General features: G+C 59.3%; 17 protein-coding genes. 14 read left to right on the top strand and 3 right to left on the bottom strand.

The genetic code is table 11. The features are described 5' to 3' along the window. Positions 1–15: 15 nt before the first annotated feature. Positions 16–924: a LysR substrate-binding domain-containing protein gene (locus tag KCG87_RS07515; RefSeq protein ID WP_098964136.1), complete on the top strand. Its 909-nt coding sequence runs from the start codon at positions 16–18 to the stop codon at positions 922–924. Then, positions 921–1,280, top strand: coding sequence for an MmcQ/YjbR family DNA-binding protein (locus KCG87_RS07510; RefSeq protein WP_183780033.1), 360 nt, complete (start codon positions 921–923; stop codon positions 1,278–1,280). The genes KCG87_RS07515 and KCG87_RS07510 overlap by 4 nt, the downstream gene beginning before the upstream one ends. 125 nt (positions 1,281–1,405) lie before the next feature. Here the strand turns inward: KCG87_RS07510 and KCG87_RS07505 are convergent, their stop codons facing one another. After that, positions 1,406–1,834 (bottom strand): DUF1294 domain-containing protein, encoded by a 429-nt coding sequence (locus KCG87_RS07505; RefSeq protein ID WP_027612708.1) that lies wholly within the window; start codon positions 1,832–1,834, stop codon positions 1,406–1,408. Continuing rightward, positions 1,831–2,661, bottom strand: a complete 831-nt coding sequence (locus tag KCG87_RS07500; RefSeq protein ID WP_098964138.1) for an undecaprenyl-diphosphate phosphatase — start codon at positions 2,659–2,661, stop codon at positions 1,831–1,833. The genes KCG87_RS07505 and KCG87_RS07500 overlap by 4 nt, the downstream gene beginning before the upstream one ends. A gap of 295 nt (positions 2,662–2,956) precedes the next feature. On the opposite strand from KCG87_RS07500, the gene KCG87_RS07495 reads away from it, so the two are divergent. From KCG87_RS07495 to KCG87_RS07455, 9 genes are all read left to right on the top strand, one after another. Beyond that, positions 2,957–4,591: a methyl-accepting chemotaxis protein gene (locus tag KCG87_RS07495; RefSeq protein WP_139053896.1), complete on the top strand. Its 1,635-nt coding sequence runs from the start codon at positions 2,957–2,959 to the stop codon at positions 4,589–4,591. Between the two features lie 150 nt (positions 4,592–4,741). Continuing rightward, the gene (gene pnuC / locus KCG87_RS07490) at positions 4,742–5,305 is read left to right on the top strand and encodes a nicotinamide riboside transporter PnuC (RefSeq protein WP_095136075.1); all 564 of its coding nucleotides are present in this window, start codon (positions 4,742–4,744) and stop codon (positions 5,303–5,305) included. Further along, complete coding sequence (locus KCG87_RS07485) at positions 5,302–5,826, top strand: AAA family ATPase (RefSeq protein ID WP_027612704.1); 525 nt, start codon at positions 5,302–5,304, stop codon at positions 5,824–5,826. The genes pnuC and KCG87_RS07485 overlap by 4 nt, the downstream gene beginning before the upstream one ends. A gap of 335 nt (positions 5,827–6,161) precedes the next feature. Continuing rightward, positions 6,162–6,611, top strand: coding sequence for a hypothetical protein (locus KCG87_RS07480; RefSeq protein ID WP_098964142.1), 450 nt, complete (start codon positions 6,162–6,164; stop codon positions 6,609–6,611). 1 nt (position 6,612) lies between these two features. Further along, positions 6,613–7,185, top strand: a complete 573-nt coding sequence (locus tag KCG87_RS07475; RefSeq protein ID WP_098964143.1) for an adhesin — start codon at positions 6,613–6,615, stop codon at positions 7,183–7,185. 73 nt (positions 7,186–7,258) lie between these two features. Then, a complete protein-coding gene (locus KCG87_RS07470) occupies positions 7,259–8,257 on the top strand; it encodes a heme utilization protein (RefSeq protein WP_098964144.1) in 999 nt (332 codons plus the stop codon). A gap of 63 nt (positions 8,258–8,320) precedes the next feature. Further along, entirely contained in the window at positions 8,321–9,001 is a 681-nt protein-coding gene (locus KCG87_RS07465; RefSeq protein WP_007964629.1) for a C39 family peptidase, read from the top strand. Positions 9,002–9,045: 44 nt separating this feature from the next. Next, entirely contained in the window at positions 9,046–9,792 is a 747-nt protein-coding gene (locus tag KCG87_RS07460; protein WP_027612700.1) for a hypothetical protein, read from the top strand. 45 nt (positions 9,793–9,837) lie between these two features. Next, a complete protein-coding gene (locus KCG87_RS07455; protein WP_098964145.1) occupies positions 9,838–11,160 on the top strand; it encodes a hypothetical protein in 1,323 nt (440 codons plus the stop codon). A gap of 86 nt (positions 11,161–11,246) precedes the next feature. Here the strand turns inward: KCG87_RS07455 and KCG87_RS07450 are convergent, their stop codons facing one another. After that, the gene (locus KCG87_RS07450) at positions 11,247–12,572 is read right to left on the bottom strand and encodes a sigma-54 dependent transcriptional regulator (protein ID WP_134786491.1); all 1,326 of its coding nucleotides are present in this window, start codon (positions 12,570–12,572) and stop codon (positions 11,247–11,249) included. 346 nt (positions 12,573–12,918) lie between these two features. Between KCG87_RS07450 and KCG87_RS07445 the strand changes: the two genes are divergently transcribed. The 3 genes from KCG87_RS07445 to nhaB all read left to right on the top strand — a co-directional run bounded on the left by KCG87_RS07445 (position 12,919) and on the right by nhaB (position 16,323). Beyond that, a complete protein-coding gene (locus KCG87_RS07445) occupies positions 12,919–13,185 on the top strand; it encodes a hypothetical protein (protein WP_003225374.1) in 267 nt (88 codons plus the stop codon). Positions 13,186–13,463: 278 nt separating this feature from the next. Then, on the top strand, positions 13,464–14,753 hold the full coding sequence (locus KCG87_RS07440) for a hypothetical protein (protein ID WP_134786492.1): 1,290 nt from the start codon (positions 13,464–13,466) through the stop codon (positions 14,751–14,753). 67 nt (positions 14,754–14,820) lie between these two features. Then, a complete protein-coding gene (gene nhaB / locus KCG87_RS07435; RefSeq protein WP_096796548.1) occupies positions 14,821–16,323 on the top strand; it encodes a sodium/proton antiporter NhaB in 1,503 nt (500 codons plus the stop codon). Positions 16,324–16,495 lie beyond the last annotated feature (172 nt).

The following is a 16,495-nucleotide window of genomic DNA, read 5'->3' as shown; positions in this document are numbered from 1 at the left end:
AACGGTGGACTTTTCATGCAGGATCTCAATGATCTCTACTATTTCGCCAAGGTGGTCGAGGCCGGTGGCTTCGCGGCGGCCGGGCGTTTGCTGGGCATTCCCAAGTCCCGCCTGTCACGACGCATCGCCGAACTCGAAGAGCGCCTCGGCGCCCGTCTGCTGCAACGCACCACCCGCCAGTTGAACCTGACCGCGGTTGGCGAGCGCTACTTGCGTCACTGTCAGGCGATGTTGCTGGAAGCGGAGATGGCCGACGAAGCGGTCGCCAGCATGTCCAGCGAGCCACGTGGCCGCCTGCGCGTATCCTGTCCTACCGGTCTGGCGCGGGAAATGTTGCCGTGGGTGATCAGCGAATTCCTCGGCAAATTCCCTCAGGTGCAACTGGAGGTGGTGCTGCTCAATCGCCGGGTGGATCTGGTCGCCGAAGGCTTCGACGTGGCCCTGCGTGTACGCGAGTTGGGCGATGAAGATCCCTTGCTGGTCACCCGCCGTCTGCGCCAGGCGCAAATGGTCGTGGTGGCCAGCCCGGCTTTTGTCGAGGGCAAAACCATCACTCATCCGCAGGACTTGAAGAACCTGCCGGTGCTCGGCGCGCTGGAGGCCGATCGCATGGTGCATGTGCGCTTGCTGGACGAGCAAGGCAACAGCATCGAACTGAACATGGAAGCGCGGCTGGGCATCGATGATTTCATCGTGCGCAAGGCCTGTGTGCTGGCCGGCCAGGGTTTTACCCTGCTGCCGATGATGTATTGCGAAGCCGACCTTGAGAGCGGCGCGCTGGTGCAACTGTTGCCCGAGTGGTCGTTGCCCGGCGGCTGGTTGCAGGCGGTGTATCCGCATCGACGCGGGGTGATGCCGGCGGTGCGGGCATGGATCGATCATCTGGTCGAATCGTTCAATGCGTGTGGGGAGCGGTTGTTATGAACAAGGGAAAAATGAACGAAGCGGATGTCGCCGCCTTCTGCCTGGCCTTGCCGGGGGCGCGGGAGGATTACAAATGGGGCGGCGTGCGGGTGTTCTCGATTGCCGGCAACAAGATGTTTGCCCTGCAAGGGCTGCGCGGGGATTCATTGGCGTTCAAGGTCGACAAGGACCTGTTTCTCGGCCATTGCGACCGCCCGGGTATTCACCCTGCGCCTTATCTGGCGCGGGCGCAGTGGATCATCATGCACCCGCCCTACCCGCTGGGTGCGGAGGAATTACGCGGGTTGCTGACACGGTCGCATCAGTTGGTGGTGAGCAAGTTGCCGAAGAAAACCCAAATCGGATTACTGCTCTAGCTTTTTGATTTTGATTTTGGTGGGAGCGGGCTTGCTCGCGAAAGCGGTGTGTCAGACAACATATTCGTCCATTGGCACACCGCTTTCGCGAGCAAGCCCGCTCCCACATGGGTCATGTGTGAAGCTTAAATATGTGAAAGCAGGTTCGAACCGAGAAACAACTGATCGATCCAGAACACCTGATGCAGCGCCACAATCACCCAGAACAGAATCTGAAACGACACCTTGCGCGTCTTGTGCCGGAACACCTGTTGGGCGATCAGCGCGCCGGGCCAGCCGCCGGCCAGTTCCAGCGCATGCAGGATGTTCTCCGGCGTGCGCCACGCATCGGCGCGGGCCTTGCGCTTGTCTGCCCAGTACATGAAAAACGCCAGCACGCTGACCACGCCATAAGCGGTCAACGGCACCAGCGAGATGCCGCGCAGCCACATCGACAGCGAGCCGAACAGCGGCAGCGCGCAGACGATCAGCAGCACCGCCAGTTTCAGTTTCAGATGCTGAATGCCGCCACCGGACGGTCGTCCATCCGGGCGGCGCGCGCGGGAATCACTCATGGTTTCGCCGCCGACCAATCCACCCAGCCGAACTGCCAGGTCGCCAGAATCACCAGACCGAAAACAATCCGGTACCAGGCGAATGCCGCGTAACTGTGGCTGGCGATGAACTTGAGCAGACCGCGCACGGCGATCATGGCGAAGATGAACGCGGTGATGAAACCGATGGCGAACACCGGGAAGTCCGCCGGCACAAACAGATGGCGATACTTGTAACCGGAGTACACCGCCGCACCGACCATGGTTGGCATCGCCAGGAAGAACGAGAACTCGGTCGCAGTCTTGCGCGACAGGCCAAACAGCAGGCCGCCGATGATCGTCGAGCCGGAACGCGAGGTGCCGGGGATCATCGCCAGACACTGGGCGAAACCGACTTTCAGCGCGTCCTTCCAGGTGATCTCGTCCACGGTTTCGGCGTGCACTTCATGTTGCCGACGCTCGGCCCACAGCATGATCACACCGCCCACCACCAGCGCGGTCGCGACGGTGATCGGATTGAACAGGTATTGGTGAATCAGGTCGGCAAAAATCACCCCCAGCACCACCGCCGGCAGAAACGCGATCAGCAGGTTGGCAGTAAAACGCCGTGCACTCGGCTGGGTCGGCAAGCCGATCACCACGTCGAGAATCTTGCGGCGAAACTCCCAGACCACCGCAAGGATCGCGCCGAGCTGAATAATGATGTTGAACGCCATGGCCCGTTCGCCGCCGAACTCGAGCAGGTCGGCAACAATGATCTGGTGTCCGGTACTGGAAATGGGCAAAAACTCCGTCAGCCCCTCTACAACTCCAAGAATCAGTGCCTGCAAGGCGGTCCAAAGATCCATCAATCCCCCAAAGAGCGATGCACGCGGGCATGCCCCGATAATATTTTTCTAACGTTCACTGCGTTCAGCGTAGCTGTACCGATTCCGCGCGCACAGGATCCACACGAAACGGTCAAAATTCCGTGAAATATCAATTCGGATTCAGGTTTTCACGCGCGGGGCCGAAATCCTAACAGACAAGCCTTAATAGTGCTGCGGCGTTATTCGACTTGGGTCGCGTATGCCTGACCACCCAAACGTGGTTGGATGCTGGCGTTGATTTATTACAAGAAAAAGAAATCGGAGTGACAGCGTTATGAACAGCTTGCGCAGTGTGTCGATCAGCCGACGCTTGTGGCTCATTTTGATTGTGGCGGTGGTCATGTTGTTGACCTTGGGCGTGTTGATGCTCAAGCAGATCCACGATGACCTGTACCACGCCAAGGCGCAGAAAACCCAGCATGTGGTGCAGACCGCCAGCGGCCTGCTGACCTATTACCACGACCTGGAAACCGCTGGCACCCTCACCCGCGACGCCGCACAGAAGCAAGCGCTGACCGCCATTCGCGGCCTGCGCTACGACCAGAGCGATTACTTTTGGATCAACGACCTCACCCCCGTGATGGTCATGCACCCAACCAACCCCAAACTCGAAGGCCAGAACCTTTCGGCGATCCGCGACCCAGACGGCTTCGCGGTGTTCAACGAGATGGTCGCGATCGCCAAAAACAAAGGCGCCGGCATGGTCAATTACCGCTGGCCCAAGCCCGGTGCCAGCGAACCGGTGGCGAAAACCTCCTACGTGAAACTGTTCGAACCGTGGGGCTGGGTGCTCGGTTCCGGGGTTTACGTCGATGATGTGCAGAGCGAGTTCCGGGGGCAGTTGATCAAGGCTTCGGTGATTGGTTTGGTGATCGCCGTGATCATGGCCCTGCTGGTGATTTTGATTGCCCGCAGCATCGTCCGTCCGTTGCAGGAAACCGTGAACGCCATGGCCAACATCGCCAGCGGCGAGAGCGACCTGACCCGTAGCCTCGACACCCACGGTCAGGACGAAGTCACGCAACTGGCGCATCACTTCAACGCCTTCACCGCCAAGTTGCGCCGGGTCATCGGTGACCTGCAGGTTTCGGCCAGTGCGCTGGGTCAGTCGTCCAGTGAACTGGGCAACGATGCGACTCAGGCCCAGCAGCGCAGCCAACAGCAATCGCAGCAGATGGAACTGGTGGCGACCGCAATCAACGAAGTGACCTACGGCGTGCAGGATGTGGCGAAGAACGCCGAACATGCTGCCGCTGAAATGCGCGATGCCGAAGCTCAGGCGCAGCAGGGCCAGATCAACATCGACGGCAGTCTGCAACAGATCGACAAGTTGTCCGGAACCATTGACCAAGCGGTCGAAGTGATTCGCACCCTGGCGGCCGAAAGTACGCAGATCGGCAGTGTGCTGGAGGTGATCCGCTCGATTGCCGAGCAAACCAACCTGCTGGCGCTCAACGCGGCCATCGAAGCGGCCCGCGCCGGGGAACAGGGCCGGGGCTTTGCGGTGGTGGCCGATGAAGTGCGGTTGCTGGCGCAGCGCACGCAAAAGTCGACGGCGGAAATCCAGAGCATGATCGAACGCCTGCAGAATCATTCCGAAGCGGCGGTGAAAGTCATTGGCGACAGCAGCAAGGCCTCGCAACTGACCATCGAACAGGCCGGCCTCGCCGGTGCCAGCCTTAACGCGATCGGCCAGGCCCTGCGCAATCTCAACGGCCTGAATGCCTCGATTGCCAGCGCCACACTGCAACAGGCGCATGTGGTCGAGGACATCAACCAGAACGTCACGCAGGCCGCCGGTCTGTCGCACAGTACGGCGCTGGCGGCGGAGCAGTCGAGTGCGGCGAGCGTCAAGCTTGGGCAGTTGAGTGAACAGCTGAACCAGCTTCTGCGCCAGTTCCGCGTCTGACCCCGCTCCCCCTGTAGGAGTGAGCCTGCTCGCGATAGCGTCGTATCAGTCAACCACAGAGCGGCTGACCCACCGCCATCGCGAGCAGGCTCACTCCTACAGGTTTTTGGGTACAATCCGCTCCCTCCTCAACTCCCCCAAGGAACCCCCATGTCCGGGCTTGAACTGTTTGCCGCCGCCCTCGGTGTGATCGCCGTCTGGCTGACGGTCAAACAGAATCCGTGGTGCTGGCCGATCGGCCTGGTCATGGTGTTGCTGTACAGCTGGATTTTCTATGACGTGAAGCTGTACTCGGACATGTTGCTGCAAGTGATTTACGCCGCGCTGCAAGTCTACGGCTGGTGGCAGTGGACCCGCGCCGGGACGATGCATGACGGCCGTGAAGTCACGCGCCTGGATCAGCGCTCGATACTGCTCGGCCTGAGCGTAGGCGCCCTCGGCAGCCTGCTGCTGGGTGCAGCCATGGCGCACTGGACCGACGCGGCGCAGCCGTGGCTCGATGCCGCGCTGACGGCGTTCAGCCTGGTTGCGCAATTGTGGATGGCGCAGAAACGTCTGCAATGCTGGGCGCTGTGGTTCGTGCTGGATGTGATTTTCGTCGGTCTGTTCCTGTACAAGGGTCTGTACCTCACCGCCGCGCTGTATGCCCTGTTCACCCTGATTGCGCTGCAAGGCTGGCGCGAATGGCGCGCCGATCCGGCGCTGCAGCGATGAAGGTGGTTGTCCTCACCGGCCCGGAATCCACCGGCAAGAGCTGGCTGGCCGCTGGCCTTCAGGCGCGCTTCGGCGGCTTGCGAGTGGACGAATACGTGCGCTGGTTCATCGAGCAGAATCCACGCGATACCTGCCTCAACGACATCCCCGCTATCGCCCGTGGGCAGTTGCAATGGGAGGATCAGGCGCGGGCGCAGCAACCGCAATTGCTGATTCTCGATACCCATTTGCTGAGCAACATCCTCTGGAGCCAGACCCTGTTTGGCGACTGCCCGGCGTGGCTGGAACCCGAGCTGCTGGCCCGGCATTACGACCTGCATCTGCTGTTGTCGCCGGAGCAGATCGACTGGACCGACGACGGCCAACGCTGCCAGCCGCAACTCAGCGAACGCATGGCGTTCTTTCAGGCCACCCGCGACTGGCTGGAACAACAACGGCAACCGCTGCAGATCATTCAGGGCGATTGGGATGAGCGGCGGTCTCAGGCTTTCGAAGCCGTGGCGCGTTTAATGGCTGATTGACCTGGCAAACAGCTCCTTTCGGAGCCCAAGTGTCCATTCTTGAAACACCCGACTCCGCGCAAAGCAGCCGTTTAAATGGCCTTCATCATTCTGAAAGGGCATCTGTTACGCCAGTGAAACAGTCCCCGGCAAACCCTTGTTCCAGAGCTTTGCACCGCCCATGCCCCCGCCGCTGTCGACATGACTGTTTCAGCGCTGAAACAGGTTATATATCAAGATTGCGTGCCGCAGCGCCAACCCGTTGAAAACAATAGACAACTCAAAAGCGGCACAGCTTTCGCTCTCTCCTTCCCAACGCTGACAAGAGCCAGCCCACTGAAGAAGGAATTGCCGCCGTGGGGAATATCAATAAAGGCCTGACCTGCCTTCTGCTGATTGGATCAGCCGCCAGCACATTCATCAGTTTCAACGTTCAGGCCGAAGGCAATGGCGTGATCGTTCTCAACCGCGACGTCCAGCCTATTGCAATCGGGCGCAGCGGTGGCAAAGACCCGTATCCAACCACGGTCAACGCCAACCCTTCCGATCGAATCCATCAAGCGATGACCAGCACCGAACTCAGTGATGGCGACTTTGCCAGTGTCGCCAGCGGCGCTTCGATCCGCAGCAACATGATCACGCCGAACTCGGACATGCCCGGCATGAACGTGCTGACCAACCCCAACGGCCTGCCTGGCATGAGTGCCGGTCACGGCGGCGGCGGTGGCGGCACGATCTCCAACACGATCAATCGCTCGCTGAGCACCGGTCTGGCGCCGCTGACTCGCATGGCTGGAGGTCAATGAGATGAATCGTTCCCTTCTGCTACTTGCCCTCTTCAGCTGTGCCAGCGTCATGGCCGATCCGAGTTCCGTGAACAACGCAGACATCCAGGATACCGGTGTGCAGTACCGCGGCAACTTCAACGTCAACCAGGCCGCCGGCGACCAGATGCAACAGACCAACACCAAAGCGATCGCCATTGGCACCAATGCCAGTGCCACCACCATCGTCAGGCAAAAGCTGGATACCCCTGCCAACCCGTCGATGAACGCCAGCGCCACCATTGGCGGCACCTCTTTCAGTAATGGCAACGGGATCCTGGGCGTGAACCAGGGCGCCGGTGCCAACAACCAGATGGCCAACGTGACGCGCGTCAGCATCAGTGCTGCCCCGCAAAGCGTTGACGACAGCGCCCTGTCGCAACAGAACGTGGCGCTTTTACCGAGCTCAGGAGCAACTGGCACCTCACCCGGCAGTCGCCAGGTCACGACAAGTGATCAGGCCTTCACCGGCAGCCGAGGGGTGATTCAGGTGAACCAGAGTGCCGGGGTGGGGAACCGTATGGCTAACACCCTGAGCATCCGGGTCGCTGACTGACCCAAACAACAAAAGCAGTGCAATTAGAAAGTACCAACACTTAACCAACTAATAAGCACGATGGAGAAACACCATGAAAACTACAATGGCTCTCAAACCACTGGTTTTCGCACTTGCAGCAGTAATGGCAATGGCGGCTCAAGCAGGCGGCAATGATCATGGTAACAACGGTGGTCACGGTCACAATCCTCCTCCACCAAAAGGCCCTACCCTGGAAGAACTGCTGCAAATCGGCGCAGGTGCCGGTGCTGCAGTGCTCGACGTGCAAAACAACGGCGGTAACACCGTCCTGAACCAGGGCACCCAGAACAACGCCGGCATCAGTGGCTCGCTTAACGGCGCCAACGGCAACATCGGGGCCAACAACGTGGCCGGTGACGGCAACCAGCAAGACAACGCCGCGGCTCTGGCCACCGCTGACGAAAGCTTCATCTTCGGCTCTGCGGTGTCCGCTTCCAGCGCCACTCAAGTCAACAGCAACAACACCGTTGGCAACTACTCCAGCACCAACAACGCCGGCATGAACAACGTCGGCAACAGTGGCTCGGGTAACATTGGCGTGAACAACGCTGCCGGCAACTTCAACCAACAGAAAAACAACCTGGCAATCGCTGTGTCCGGTGGTCGTGTAGCGCAAGCCGCTGCTGCTGCCAACCAAAGCACTACAGGTCTGCAAGTCGGCAACAACGGCACTCAGACCTACAAAAAAGACACCCTCACTGGCACTGTCGCCGCCGTCGGCGTATTCGGCGCCGTGGGCGAAGCTACCATCAAAGGTGACAGCCACGGCGGTGGCGGTTATGGCAACGACGACAAAGGCCATGGCGGCAATGGCGGCAGCAAAGATCAGAAAGCCACCTTCGAAGCTGTGGGTGCCTTCGGTCTTGCTGGTGTAACCACGCAACAAGTGCTGACCCCAGACGGCTGGAAAAACCCAGTTACCAACAACGCCAGCATGACCAACGTAGGCAACAACTGGTCGGGTAACGGTGGCTTCAACAACGCTGCCGGTGTTGGCAACCAACAAAGCAACTCGCTGTCCATCGCTGCAGGTTGCAAAGCCTGCATGTAATCGCGATCGAAACGAAAGCCCCGGAAACGGGGCTTTTCCTCAGTCCGCAAAGGCGTATCGATCATGCGTAAGACTGCCTTTATCGCCCTGCTTTGCCTGTCCGGCCTGACCCAGGCTGCCCAGATGCCCGTCGCTGCCCTGCCCGGCGGCGTACTCGTCTACAAGAACGTGCAAAGCATTCGTGAACGCAAGTTTGCCGACATCGTCGAACAAAAAACCGATTTCAGCTGCGGCGCCGCCGCGCTGGCCACGGTACTGCGCCAGGCTTATTGGCTCGACGTCGATGAAGAGCACATCATCAAAGGCATGCTGGTCAACGCTGACCAGGACCTTGTGCGTACTCAAGGTTTCTCCATGCTGGACATGAAGCGCTACATAGAAAGCATCGGCATGCGCGCCAGGGGCTACAAGATTCCACCGGAAAAACTCGACGACGTAACAATCCCGGTGGTGGTACTGATGGAAATTCGCGGCTACAAGCATTTCGTGGTGCTGCAGCGTTCGGACAAGGATTGGGTTTATATCGGAGATCCCGTCTTAGGCCATAAACGCTACGCCCATGATGACTTTGTCAAAGGTTGGAACGGCATCGTCTTCGCCATCGTCGGCCCCGGTTATGACAAAACCAATGCATTGCGCATGCCGCCGACCCCGCTGACCGCGAAGAACAAGCTGGATAACTTCAACCCTGTCAGAGATGCCGAATTGATGGACTTCGGGTTCATACAGAGCGACTTCTTTTAATCGCCGATTATAAAGAATGGGGCTGGATGTCCCGGGAGCAGCAGATGAAAACCTCATACTGGCTGGCCGCCGCCTGCCTGGCAGCGAGCGCGTCAGGCTATGCCAATGCAGGATTCAAACCCATCGAAGTTCAGGATCAGGAGCTGTCCCAGCTTCGTGGTCGTTACGTCATGCCGGGGCGGATCATCAGCTTCGGCATTGTCATGAGCAGTACCTGGCGCAACGCCAGCGGTGATCTGATCGGCGCTGCGACGTCGATGCAAATCCAGGCCGCCACGATCAAACCGGAATTCTATGTCTCGACCATCAAGGAACAGGGCAACGGCAGCACCCCGACGCCGGGTACTGGCAATGTCATTGGTGGCGCGGCGCTCAACAGCAGCCAGGGCGTGACCCAAAGCGTACGCGCCGCCGGCGACGGCAACACCGCCAGCAACAATGTGGCCATCAATGTAAAAGAAGCCAACACCCCTCCTCCGCTGGCACCCGCACAAGGCCAGGCCCTGATGGCCGGGCAGACCATCGGGGCCAGCAATGCCGCTGGCAGTGTCGCCGTTTCGGCCACCAACAGTGGCGTGCAAATGGCCATTCAGGCCTCGGGCAATCAAGGCACCGCCCTGCAACAAGTGGCCCAGGGTGGCCTGCTGCAGAACACCCGCCTGCTCGGCAGCGCCAACGTGGTCAACAACATGACCCAACTCAATGTTGTGCTTAACAATAACGGCATCAGCCCCGGCGCACTGGACTGCAACCTGACTCAACTCAGGGCACTACGCAATATCGGATATTGAACTACGCTGAGTCTCGATCATTGGGCTTAAAGGGACGGCTTATTCATGTATCGATCAGTATCACTGCGTGCCGCTGTATGTCTGAGTACTCTTCTACCCGCGGCGATGCTGCAAGCAGCACCCGACGCAGATGTGGAGACCCTGAAACAGGAACTTCTGGAGCTGAAGCAACGATACGAAGTGCAACAAAAGGCCCTGGCGGTGCTCGAACAACGGGTCCGTCAGGTCGAAGATCAACCGGCAGCCCCGCAACCCAAACGGCTGGCCAAGTCGCCGTCTGACATGAAAGGCAATCCAAAAGTCGCGACCGGTACCGGGGCTCCCGGAGTTGGCGCGGCAGCAGCATCGGGGGGCGCCGCCGGGGGCAGCGGCGCTTCTTACGGCCAGTCGCTGGCCGACGATTCGCAACCGGCCCAGAGTGTGTCCAACCTCTACGACGAGGCCAGCGGCTTCTTCGGCGGCGGTAAATTCAGCTTTGAAACCGGCGTGACCTATTCGCGTTACGACACCCGGCAGCTGATCCTCAACGGCTTCCTCGCGCTGGACTCGATCTTTCTGGGCAACATCAACCTCGACCGGATCAAGGCCGACACCTGGACGCTGGACCTGACCGGGCGCTACAACTTCGACAACCGTTGGCAGTTCGACGTGAACGTGCCGGTGGTTTACCGCGAATCGACCTACCAGTCCGGTGGCGGCAACGGTGGTGCGTCCAACGTCACGACGGAACAGGATGTTTCGCGCGATCCGACCATCGGCGACGTCAACTTCGGTATTGCCTACAAGTTCCTCGACGAGTCGGTCAACACGCCGGACGCCGTGGTCACCCTGCGGGTCAAGGCGCCAACCGGCAAGGATCCGTTCGGCATCAAACTGCGCCAGACCGACGCCAACTCCAACCTGTTCGTGCCTGACACGCTGCCAACCGGTAACGGTGTCTGGTCGATCACACCCGGGGTTTCGCTGGTCAAGACGTTCGACCCGGCAGTGCTGTTCGGCAGCTTGTCCTACACCCACAACCTGGAGGAGTCGTTCGACGACATCAGCTCGACCGTCAACCAGAAAACCCCGGGCAAGGTCAGCATTGGCGACAGCTTCCAGATCGGCGCCGGTATTGCGTTTGCACTGAACGAAAAGATGAGTATGTCGTTTTCGATGTCTGATCTGGTGCAACGCAGGAGCAAACTCAAACCCGATGGCGGGGATTGGCAATCGGTGGTGTCCAGTGACGCCAACGCAGGCTACTTCAACGTCGGCATGACCATTGCCGCCACGGACAACCTGACTATCGTGCCCAACCTGTCGATCGGCATGACCCCGGATGCCCCCGACTTTTCCTTCAGCCTGAAATTCCCGTACTACTTCTAAAGCAAAAGATCGCGGCCTGCGGCATCTCCTACAGGGTTAATCCCTGTAAGAGTTGCCGCAGGCTGCGATCTTTTGGGCTTTGGTCTCTAGCGAATCTGGTGTTTGTGCAGCAGGCGATAAAACGTCGGCCGCGACACGCCCAGTACTTTCGCCGCCACACTAAGGTTGTCGCTGTGGCGGTTCAACACATCGCACAGCGCCTGGCGTTCGGCGCGCGTTTTGTAGTCTTCCAGCGTACCCATCGGCGTCGAAATCGTGTGCTGACTGAGCAATCCCAGGTCCCGGGCTTCGATCTGTCGGCCTTCCGCCAGAACCAGACCCCGTCGCACTCGGTTGGCCAGTTCTCGAACGTTGCCTGGCCAGTCGTGCTTGCCCATGGCGATCAACGCATCCTCACTGAAGCTGCGCGGGCGGCGGCCGGTTTCGTGGCTGTAGAAATGCGAGAAATGGTTGGCCAGCATCGACAGATCACCGTGGCGCTCGCGCAATGGCGCGGTCACCACTTGCAGCACATTGAGGCGGTAATACAGGTCTTCGCGAAAACGCTTTTTCTCGATTGCCGCCTCGAGATCGACGTGGGTGGCCGCCAGCACGCGCACATCAACCGGAATCGGCTGACTGCCACCGACGCGCTCGATGTGTTTCTCCTGCAGAAAACGCAGCAGATTGGCCTGCAATTCCAGCGGCAGATCGCCGATTTCATCGAGAAACAGCGTGCCACCATTCGCGGCCTCGATGCGCCCGACCTTGCGCTGATGCGCCCCAGTAAAGGCGCCTTTTTCGTGACCGAACAGTTCGGATTGAATCAAGTGTTCGGGAATCGCACCGCAATTGATCGCCACGAACGGCTTGCTGTGGCGCTGGGACTGGCGATGCAGCGTGCGCGCCACCAGTTCTTTACCGGTGCCGCTTTCACCGCGGATCAGTACCGGGGATTCGGTCGGTGCCAGTTTACTCAATAATTTGCGCAGTTCGCGGATCGGCTTGCTGTCGCCAAGCAGCTCATGTTCCGGCTGGTCGACGTGAATCGTGCCTTGTCCGCGCAGACGTGCCATGCCGAATGCGCGCCCCAGGGTCACCTGGACGCGCGAGACATCGAACGGCAAGGTATGAAAATCGAAAAACCATTCGCAGACGAAGTCACCGACGTTCTGCAACCGCAGGACTTCCTGGTTCAACACCGCAATCCACTCGGTGCCGCTACGGCTGATCAGTTCCTTGACCGCTTCGGGACGTTCAAGGTGAAAAGGTTGCAGTCGCAGCAGCCCGACATCGCATGTCCGATCGGCGGCATTTTCCAGGGTGCAACTGTCGACATCCCAGCCCACCGAGCGCAAACCAGGTAATAACCGGTGACAGTCGTCGCACGGGTCGACCACCAATAAACGTCGTAACGCAGGCGCTTCGATCATGACTGTTCCTTGGCGCCAAATTTAAGGAAATTATTGTAAAAACAGTCATTTGGCAGACCCGACTGTAACATTAGCAAGAAATTGACAGAGCCTTGTATCGATTGCTTATAGGTGTACAAGCTAACGAGTTATAAGAAGCAAGTTTATTAGTCAGCTATCGAGTTGCTATCTTTCACCAGGCTTTCAAAAACGTTCGGAATGTTGAGCCTGAGCAATTAAGTTGAAATTTCTTTGTTTCGTGTGTGACCTGCCACGGGGTTGCGTGCATCAGTACAAGTAACCAGCCGAACGGTAAGCCCAACCGACGGCACATCACTTGATTGGGCACGACAGAGAGAAGACCCCAATGACCGCCCCGCTCCGTATCAACGAAGCTCTTTTGATTGCCAACCACGCGTTCAAACCCTTTCAGTGCGTGGCCTGGGCCCCACAAGACGGCAATGGCGAACTGAACCTGACCGTCATCGATCGTACCAACTCGCACATCGGTCGCCAGCAGATTCCGAGCAGCGCCTACTCTGACCCGGCGCAACTGGAACTGCTGTTGCAACAGGCCCGCGCCGAATTGAGCAAAGAAGGTTACCTGCTGCAATCGTGGTCGATGCCACATTGATCAGAGGCTGATGCGGATGACTTTCACGTCATCCGCTCTGTTCTTTGTTAGTTATCCGCTGCTGTTTATCTTCAATACTTCTGTACAACTTTCTTCAACCTGCCAGGCGCCACTGCTTGGCAGGCTTTCGTTTGGTTCAAAAAGACACTGTTATGGCACAGTGCGACCCTCCACCTGTTAGTTCTGTCAGTTGAACTTGCGTGTATTCAGGGATTGAATGTTCCGCTCATGCAGTTACCGCCCATTCGGGCCTGGTCAACTTGCAAGGAGAGGCATGCATGTCACCCGAGAACGCCTTTGCGCGCCCGGCACTACTCAACAGTTCCGGGCAACTCGACAAACAATTTGCCAACACTGGCGTCGCCCAAGTGTATTTCGCCGGCAGTGTTTCCAGCATGACTCAGGGTGTCGCACTGGATCGACAGGGGCGCGTGCTGGTCGCCGCCAAGGTCGGCACTGCTCAAGGCAGTCGTTTCGGTCTGGCACGCCTACTTGCGGACGGTTCGGCCGACCTCGCTTTCGGCCAGCATGGCAGCGTGATTGGCGAGTTCGAACGCGGTTTTGAGGCCACCGGTGGCAAGGTCCAGGTATTGCCCGACGGACGAATCCTGCTGGCCGGGCTGCATTATCAAAACGCCCATCGCACCCTGCCCGCCCTTGCCCTGTTCAGCACCGAGGGTATCCCCGACCCGAGCTTTGGTGAAAATGGTCGCAAAGTAGTGCGCCTGCCCGGCGACCTGTCCATCGGTTCCCGTGACTGCTGGCTGCCTCCCGGCGTACCGGGTGCTGAAGCCTGTGACATCGCCGTGCAGGACGACGGGCATATTCTGCTGATCGCCAATCACCACTTCGAACTCGCCGACCATGCCGGAATGCTGATCCGCCTGACGCCAGACGGGACGCTCGATGCAAGCTTCAATGGGCGCGGTTTCGTGATGATTCGACATTTGCTGCTCAACACGTGGCTCAGCAGCCTCGTATTGCAGAAGGACGGGCGGATCCTTGTCGCCGGCTCAATTGATTTTCCCCAGGAGGGGCTGGTGGCGCGCTACCTGCCTGACGGGCGTCTTGATGAGCGCTTCGCGGTGGATGGCTTCCTGGCTTTCAAAGCCAACGGCAAAAGCGCGATGGTCTGTCAGGTCATCGAGTCAAAGGAACATCTGCACTGTTTTGGCAGCAGTCGCGATCCGATCCGCTGCCTGGCGCTGAGCCTGCATCCTAACGGCCGCCCGGACTGGCGCAACGACACTGGCCACCCGCATCTGCTGGAAATCGGTCCCAGTGGTTGCCAGTGGAGCGCCGCGCAACGCATGGCGGATGGTCGGATCATGGCGGTGGGTGCAACGATCGGCGGCGTCGAGGCCGACTTCATCGTTGCTCGCTATAAAGCTGATGGTCATCTCGACCGAAGCTTTGGCAACGGCCACGGCTGGTTGCGCACGCGCCTGGGCCGCAGCCTGGATACCGCCAATTCTCTCGCGATCCAGCCAGACCGGAAAATTCTTGTCGGCGGCTACTCGCTCGACGGCAACTACCGCGCCATGGTCGCGCGTTATCTGAATCAATAACTTCCCGGACTTGAACTTGCCAGACACATGCGGCAACTTGCGCGCTTCTTAATACAAGGAGCAACCGATGTCCGGTTCACTGGCCCAGGCGTTCGCGCATAATTTTCTCGGGCACTCGCCCCGCTGGTACAAGGCGTGCATCGTAGGGTTCCTGATCCTCAACGCCGTGGTGCTGTTCACTGTCGGCCCGGTCGCCGCCGGCTGGCTGCTGGTGATCGAATTCATTTTCACCCTGGCCATGGCCCTCAAGTGCTATCCATTGATGCCCGGTGGCTTGTTGCTGATCGAAGCCCTGCTGCTGAAGATGACCTCACCACAGGCCCTGTACGATGAACTGGTGCACAACTTCCCGGTGATCCTGCTGCTGATGTTCATGGTCGCGGGCATCTACTTCATGAAGGATCTGCTGCTGTTTCTGTTCTCACGGTTGCTGCTGGGCGTGCGCTCCAAGGCGCTGCTGGCGCTGATGTTCTGCTTTCTCTCAGCTTTTTTGTCGGCGTTTCTCGATGCCTTGACCGTAACCGCGGTGATCATCAGCGCGGCGGTCGGCTTCTATTCGGTCTACCACCGCGTGGCCTCGGGCAATGATCCGCGTCAGGACAGCGAATTCAGCGACGACCGCCATCTGCCGGCCCTGCACCATGAAGACCTGGAGCAATTCCGCGCATTCCTGCGCAGCCTGCTGATGCACGGCGCGGTCGGCACCGCACTCGGTGGGGTCTGCACCCTGGTGGGTGAGCCGCAGAATCTGCTGATCGGTCATGAAATGGGCTGGCACTTCGCAGAGTTTTTCCAGAAAGTCGCGCCGGTTTCGTTGCCGGTGCTGGCGGCGGGTCTGGTGACCTGCGTGCTGCTGGAAAAACTGCGCTGGTTTGGCTACGGCACCCTGCTGCCGGACAACGTCCGCGCCGTGCTGGCCAATTACGCCGCCGAAGACAACGCCGAACGCACCCCGCGTCAGCGTGCCGCCCTGCTGGTGCAAGGCGCTGCCGCATTGATCCTGATTGGCTGCCTGGCGTTTCACGTCGCGGAGGTCGGGCTGATCGGCCTGATGGTGATCGTGCTGATCACCGCGTTCACCGGCATCACCGACGAGCATCGTCTGGGCAGCGCGTTCAAGGACGCCATGCCGTTCACCGCATTGCTGGTGGTGTTCTTTGCCGTGGTCGCGGTGATTCACGATCAGCAACTGTTCGCCCCGTTGATCCAGTGGGTGCTGGCGCTGCCGGCGGAACAACAGCCGGGCATGCTGTTCATCGCCAACGGCCTGCTCTCGGCGATCAGCGATAACGTGTTCGTCGCCACGATCTACATCACCGAAGTGAAACAGGCTTTCCTGTCCGGGCACATGAGCCGCGAGCATTTCGAGACCCTGGCGATCGCGATCAACACTGGCACCAATCTGCCAAGCGTGGCGACGCCGAACGGTCAAGCGGCATTCCTGTTCCTGCTGACCTCGGCGATTGCGCCGCTGGTGCGCCTGTCGTACGGGCGGATGGTGTGGATGGCGTTGCCGTACACCGTAGTGATGGGGTTGCTGGGCTGGTATGCGGTGAGTTACTGGCTCTGACAACACGCGATAAAACTGTGGGAGCGGGCTGACGGAGTGTCAGGCACTTGATGTGTTGACTGATGCACCGCATTCGCGAGCAAGCTCGCTCCCACATTGTCAGGGCGGTGAGCCAATGGCGCTGGCAACTCTCGATCAACCGGTATGAGCAGGCTCACTCCCACATTGGCAG

The organism is Pseudomonas sp. MWU347, assembly GCF_017947305.1.
GTDB lineage: Bacteria > Pseudomonadota > Gammaproteobacteria > Pseudomonadales > Pseudomonadaceae > Aquipseudomonas > Aquipseudomonas putida_A.
This window is presented reverse-complemented; position numbering and strand designations above follow the sequence as displayed.

What these genes read in the sequence shown, in the direction of transcription:
- KCG87_RS07515 (WP_098964136.1), top strand. Translation starts at nt 16, where the DNA reads ATGCAGGATCTCAATGATCTCTACTATTTCGCCAAGGTGGTCGAGGCC.
- KCG87_RS07510 (WP_183780033.1), top strand. Translation starts at nt 921, where the DNA reads ATGAACAAGGGAAAAATGAACGAAGCGGATGTCGCCGCCTTCTGCCTG.
- KCG87_RS07505 (WP_027612708.1), bottom strand. Translation starts at nt 1,834, where the DNA reads ATGAGTGATTCCCGCGCGCGCCGCCCGGATGGACGACCGTCCGGTGGC.
- KCG87_RS07500 (WP_098964138.1), bottom strand. Translation starts at nt 2,661, where the DNA reads ATGGATCTTTGGACCGCCTTGCAGGCACTGATTCTTGGAGTTGTAGAG.
- KCG87_RS07495 (WP_139053896.1), top strand. Translation starts at nt 2,957, where the DNA reads ATGAACAGCTTGCGCAGTGTGTCGATCAGCCGACGCTTGTGGCTCATT.
- pnuC (WP_095136075.1), top strand. Translation starts at nt 4,742, where the DNA reads ATGTCCGGGCTTGAACTGTTTGCCGCCGCCCTCGGTGTGATCGCCGTC.
- KCG87_RS07485 (WP_027612704.1), top strand. Translation starts at nt 5,302, where the DNA reads ATGAAGGTGGTTGTCCTCACCGGCCCGGAATCCACCGGCAAGAGCTGG.
- KCG87_RS07475 (WP_098964143.1), top strand. Translation starts at nt 6,613, where the DNA reads ATGAATCGTTCCCTTCTGCTACTTGCCCTCTTCAGCTGTGCCAGCGTC.
- KCG87_RS07470 (WP_098964144.1), top strand. Translation starts at nt 7,259, where the DNA reads ATGAAAACTACAATGGCTCTCAAACCACTGGTTTTCGCACTTGCAGCA.
- KCG87_RS07465 (WP_007964629.1), top strand. Translation starts at nt 8,321, where the DNA reads ATGCGTAAGACTGCCTTTATCGCCCTGCTTTGCCTGTCCGGCCTGACC.
- KCG87_RS07460 (WP_027612700.1), top strand. Translation starts at nt 9,046, where the DNA reads ATGAAAACCTCATACTGGCTGGCCGCCGCCTGCCTGGCAGCGAGCGCG.
- KCG87_RS07455 (WP_098964145.1), top strand. Translation starts at nt 9,838, where the DNA reads ATGTATCGATCAGTATCACTGCGTGCCGCTGTATGTCTGAGTACTCTT.
- KCG87_RS07450 (WP_134786491.1), bottom strand. Translation starts at nt 12,572, where the DNA reads ATGATCGAAGCGCCTGCGTTACGACGTTTATTGGTGGTCGACCCGTGC.
- KCG87_RS07445 (WP_003225374.1), top strand. Translation starts at nt 12,919, where the DNA reads ATGACCGCCCCGCTCCGTATCAACGAAGCTCTTTTGATTGCCAACCAC.
- KCG87_RS07440 (WP_134786492.1), top strand. Translation starts at nt 13,464, where the DNA reads ATGTCACCCGAGAACGCCTTTGCGCGCCCGGCACTACTCAACAGTTCC.
- nhaB (WP_096796548.1), top strand. Translation starts at nt 14,821, where the DNA reads ATGTCCGGTTCACTGGCCCAGGCGTTCGCGCATAATTTTCTCGGGCAC.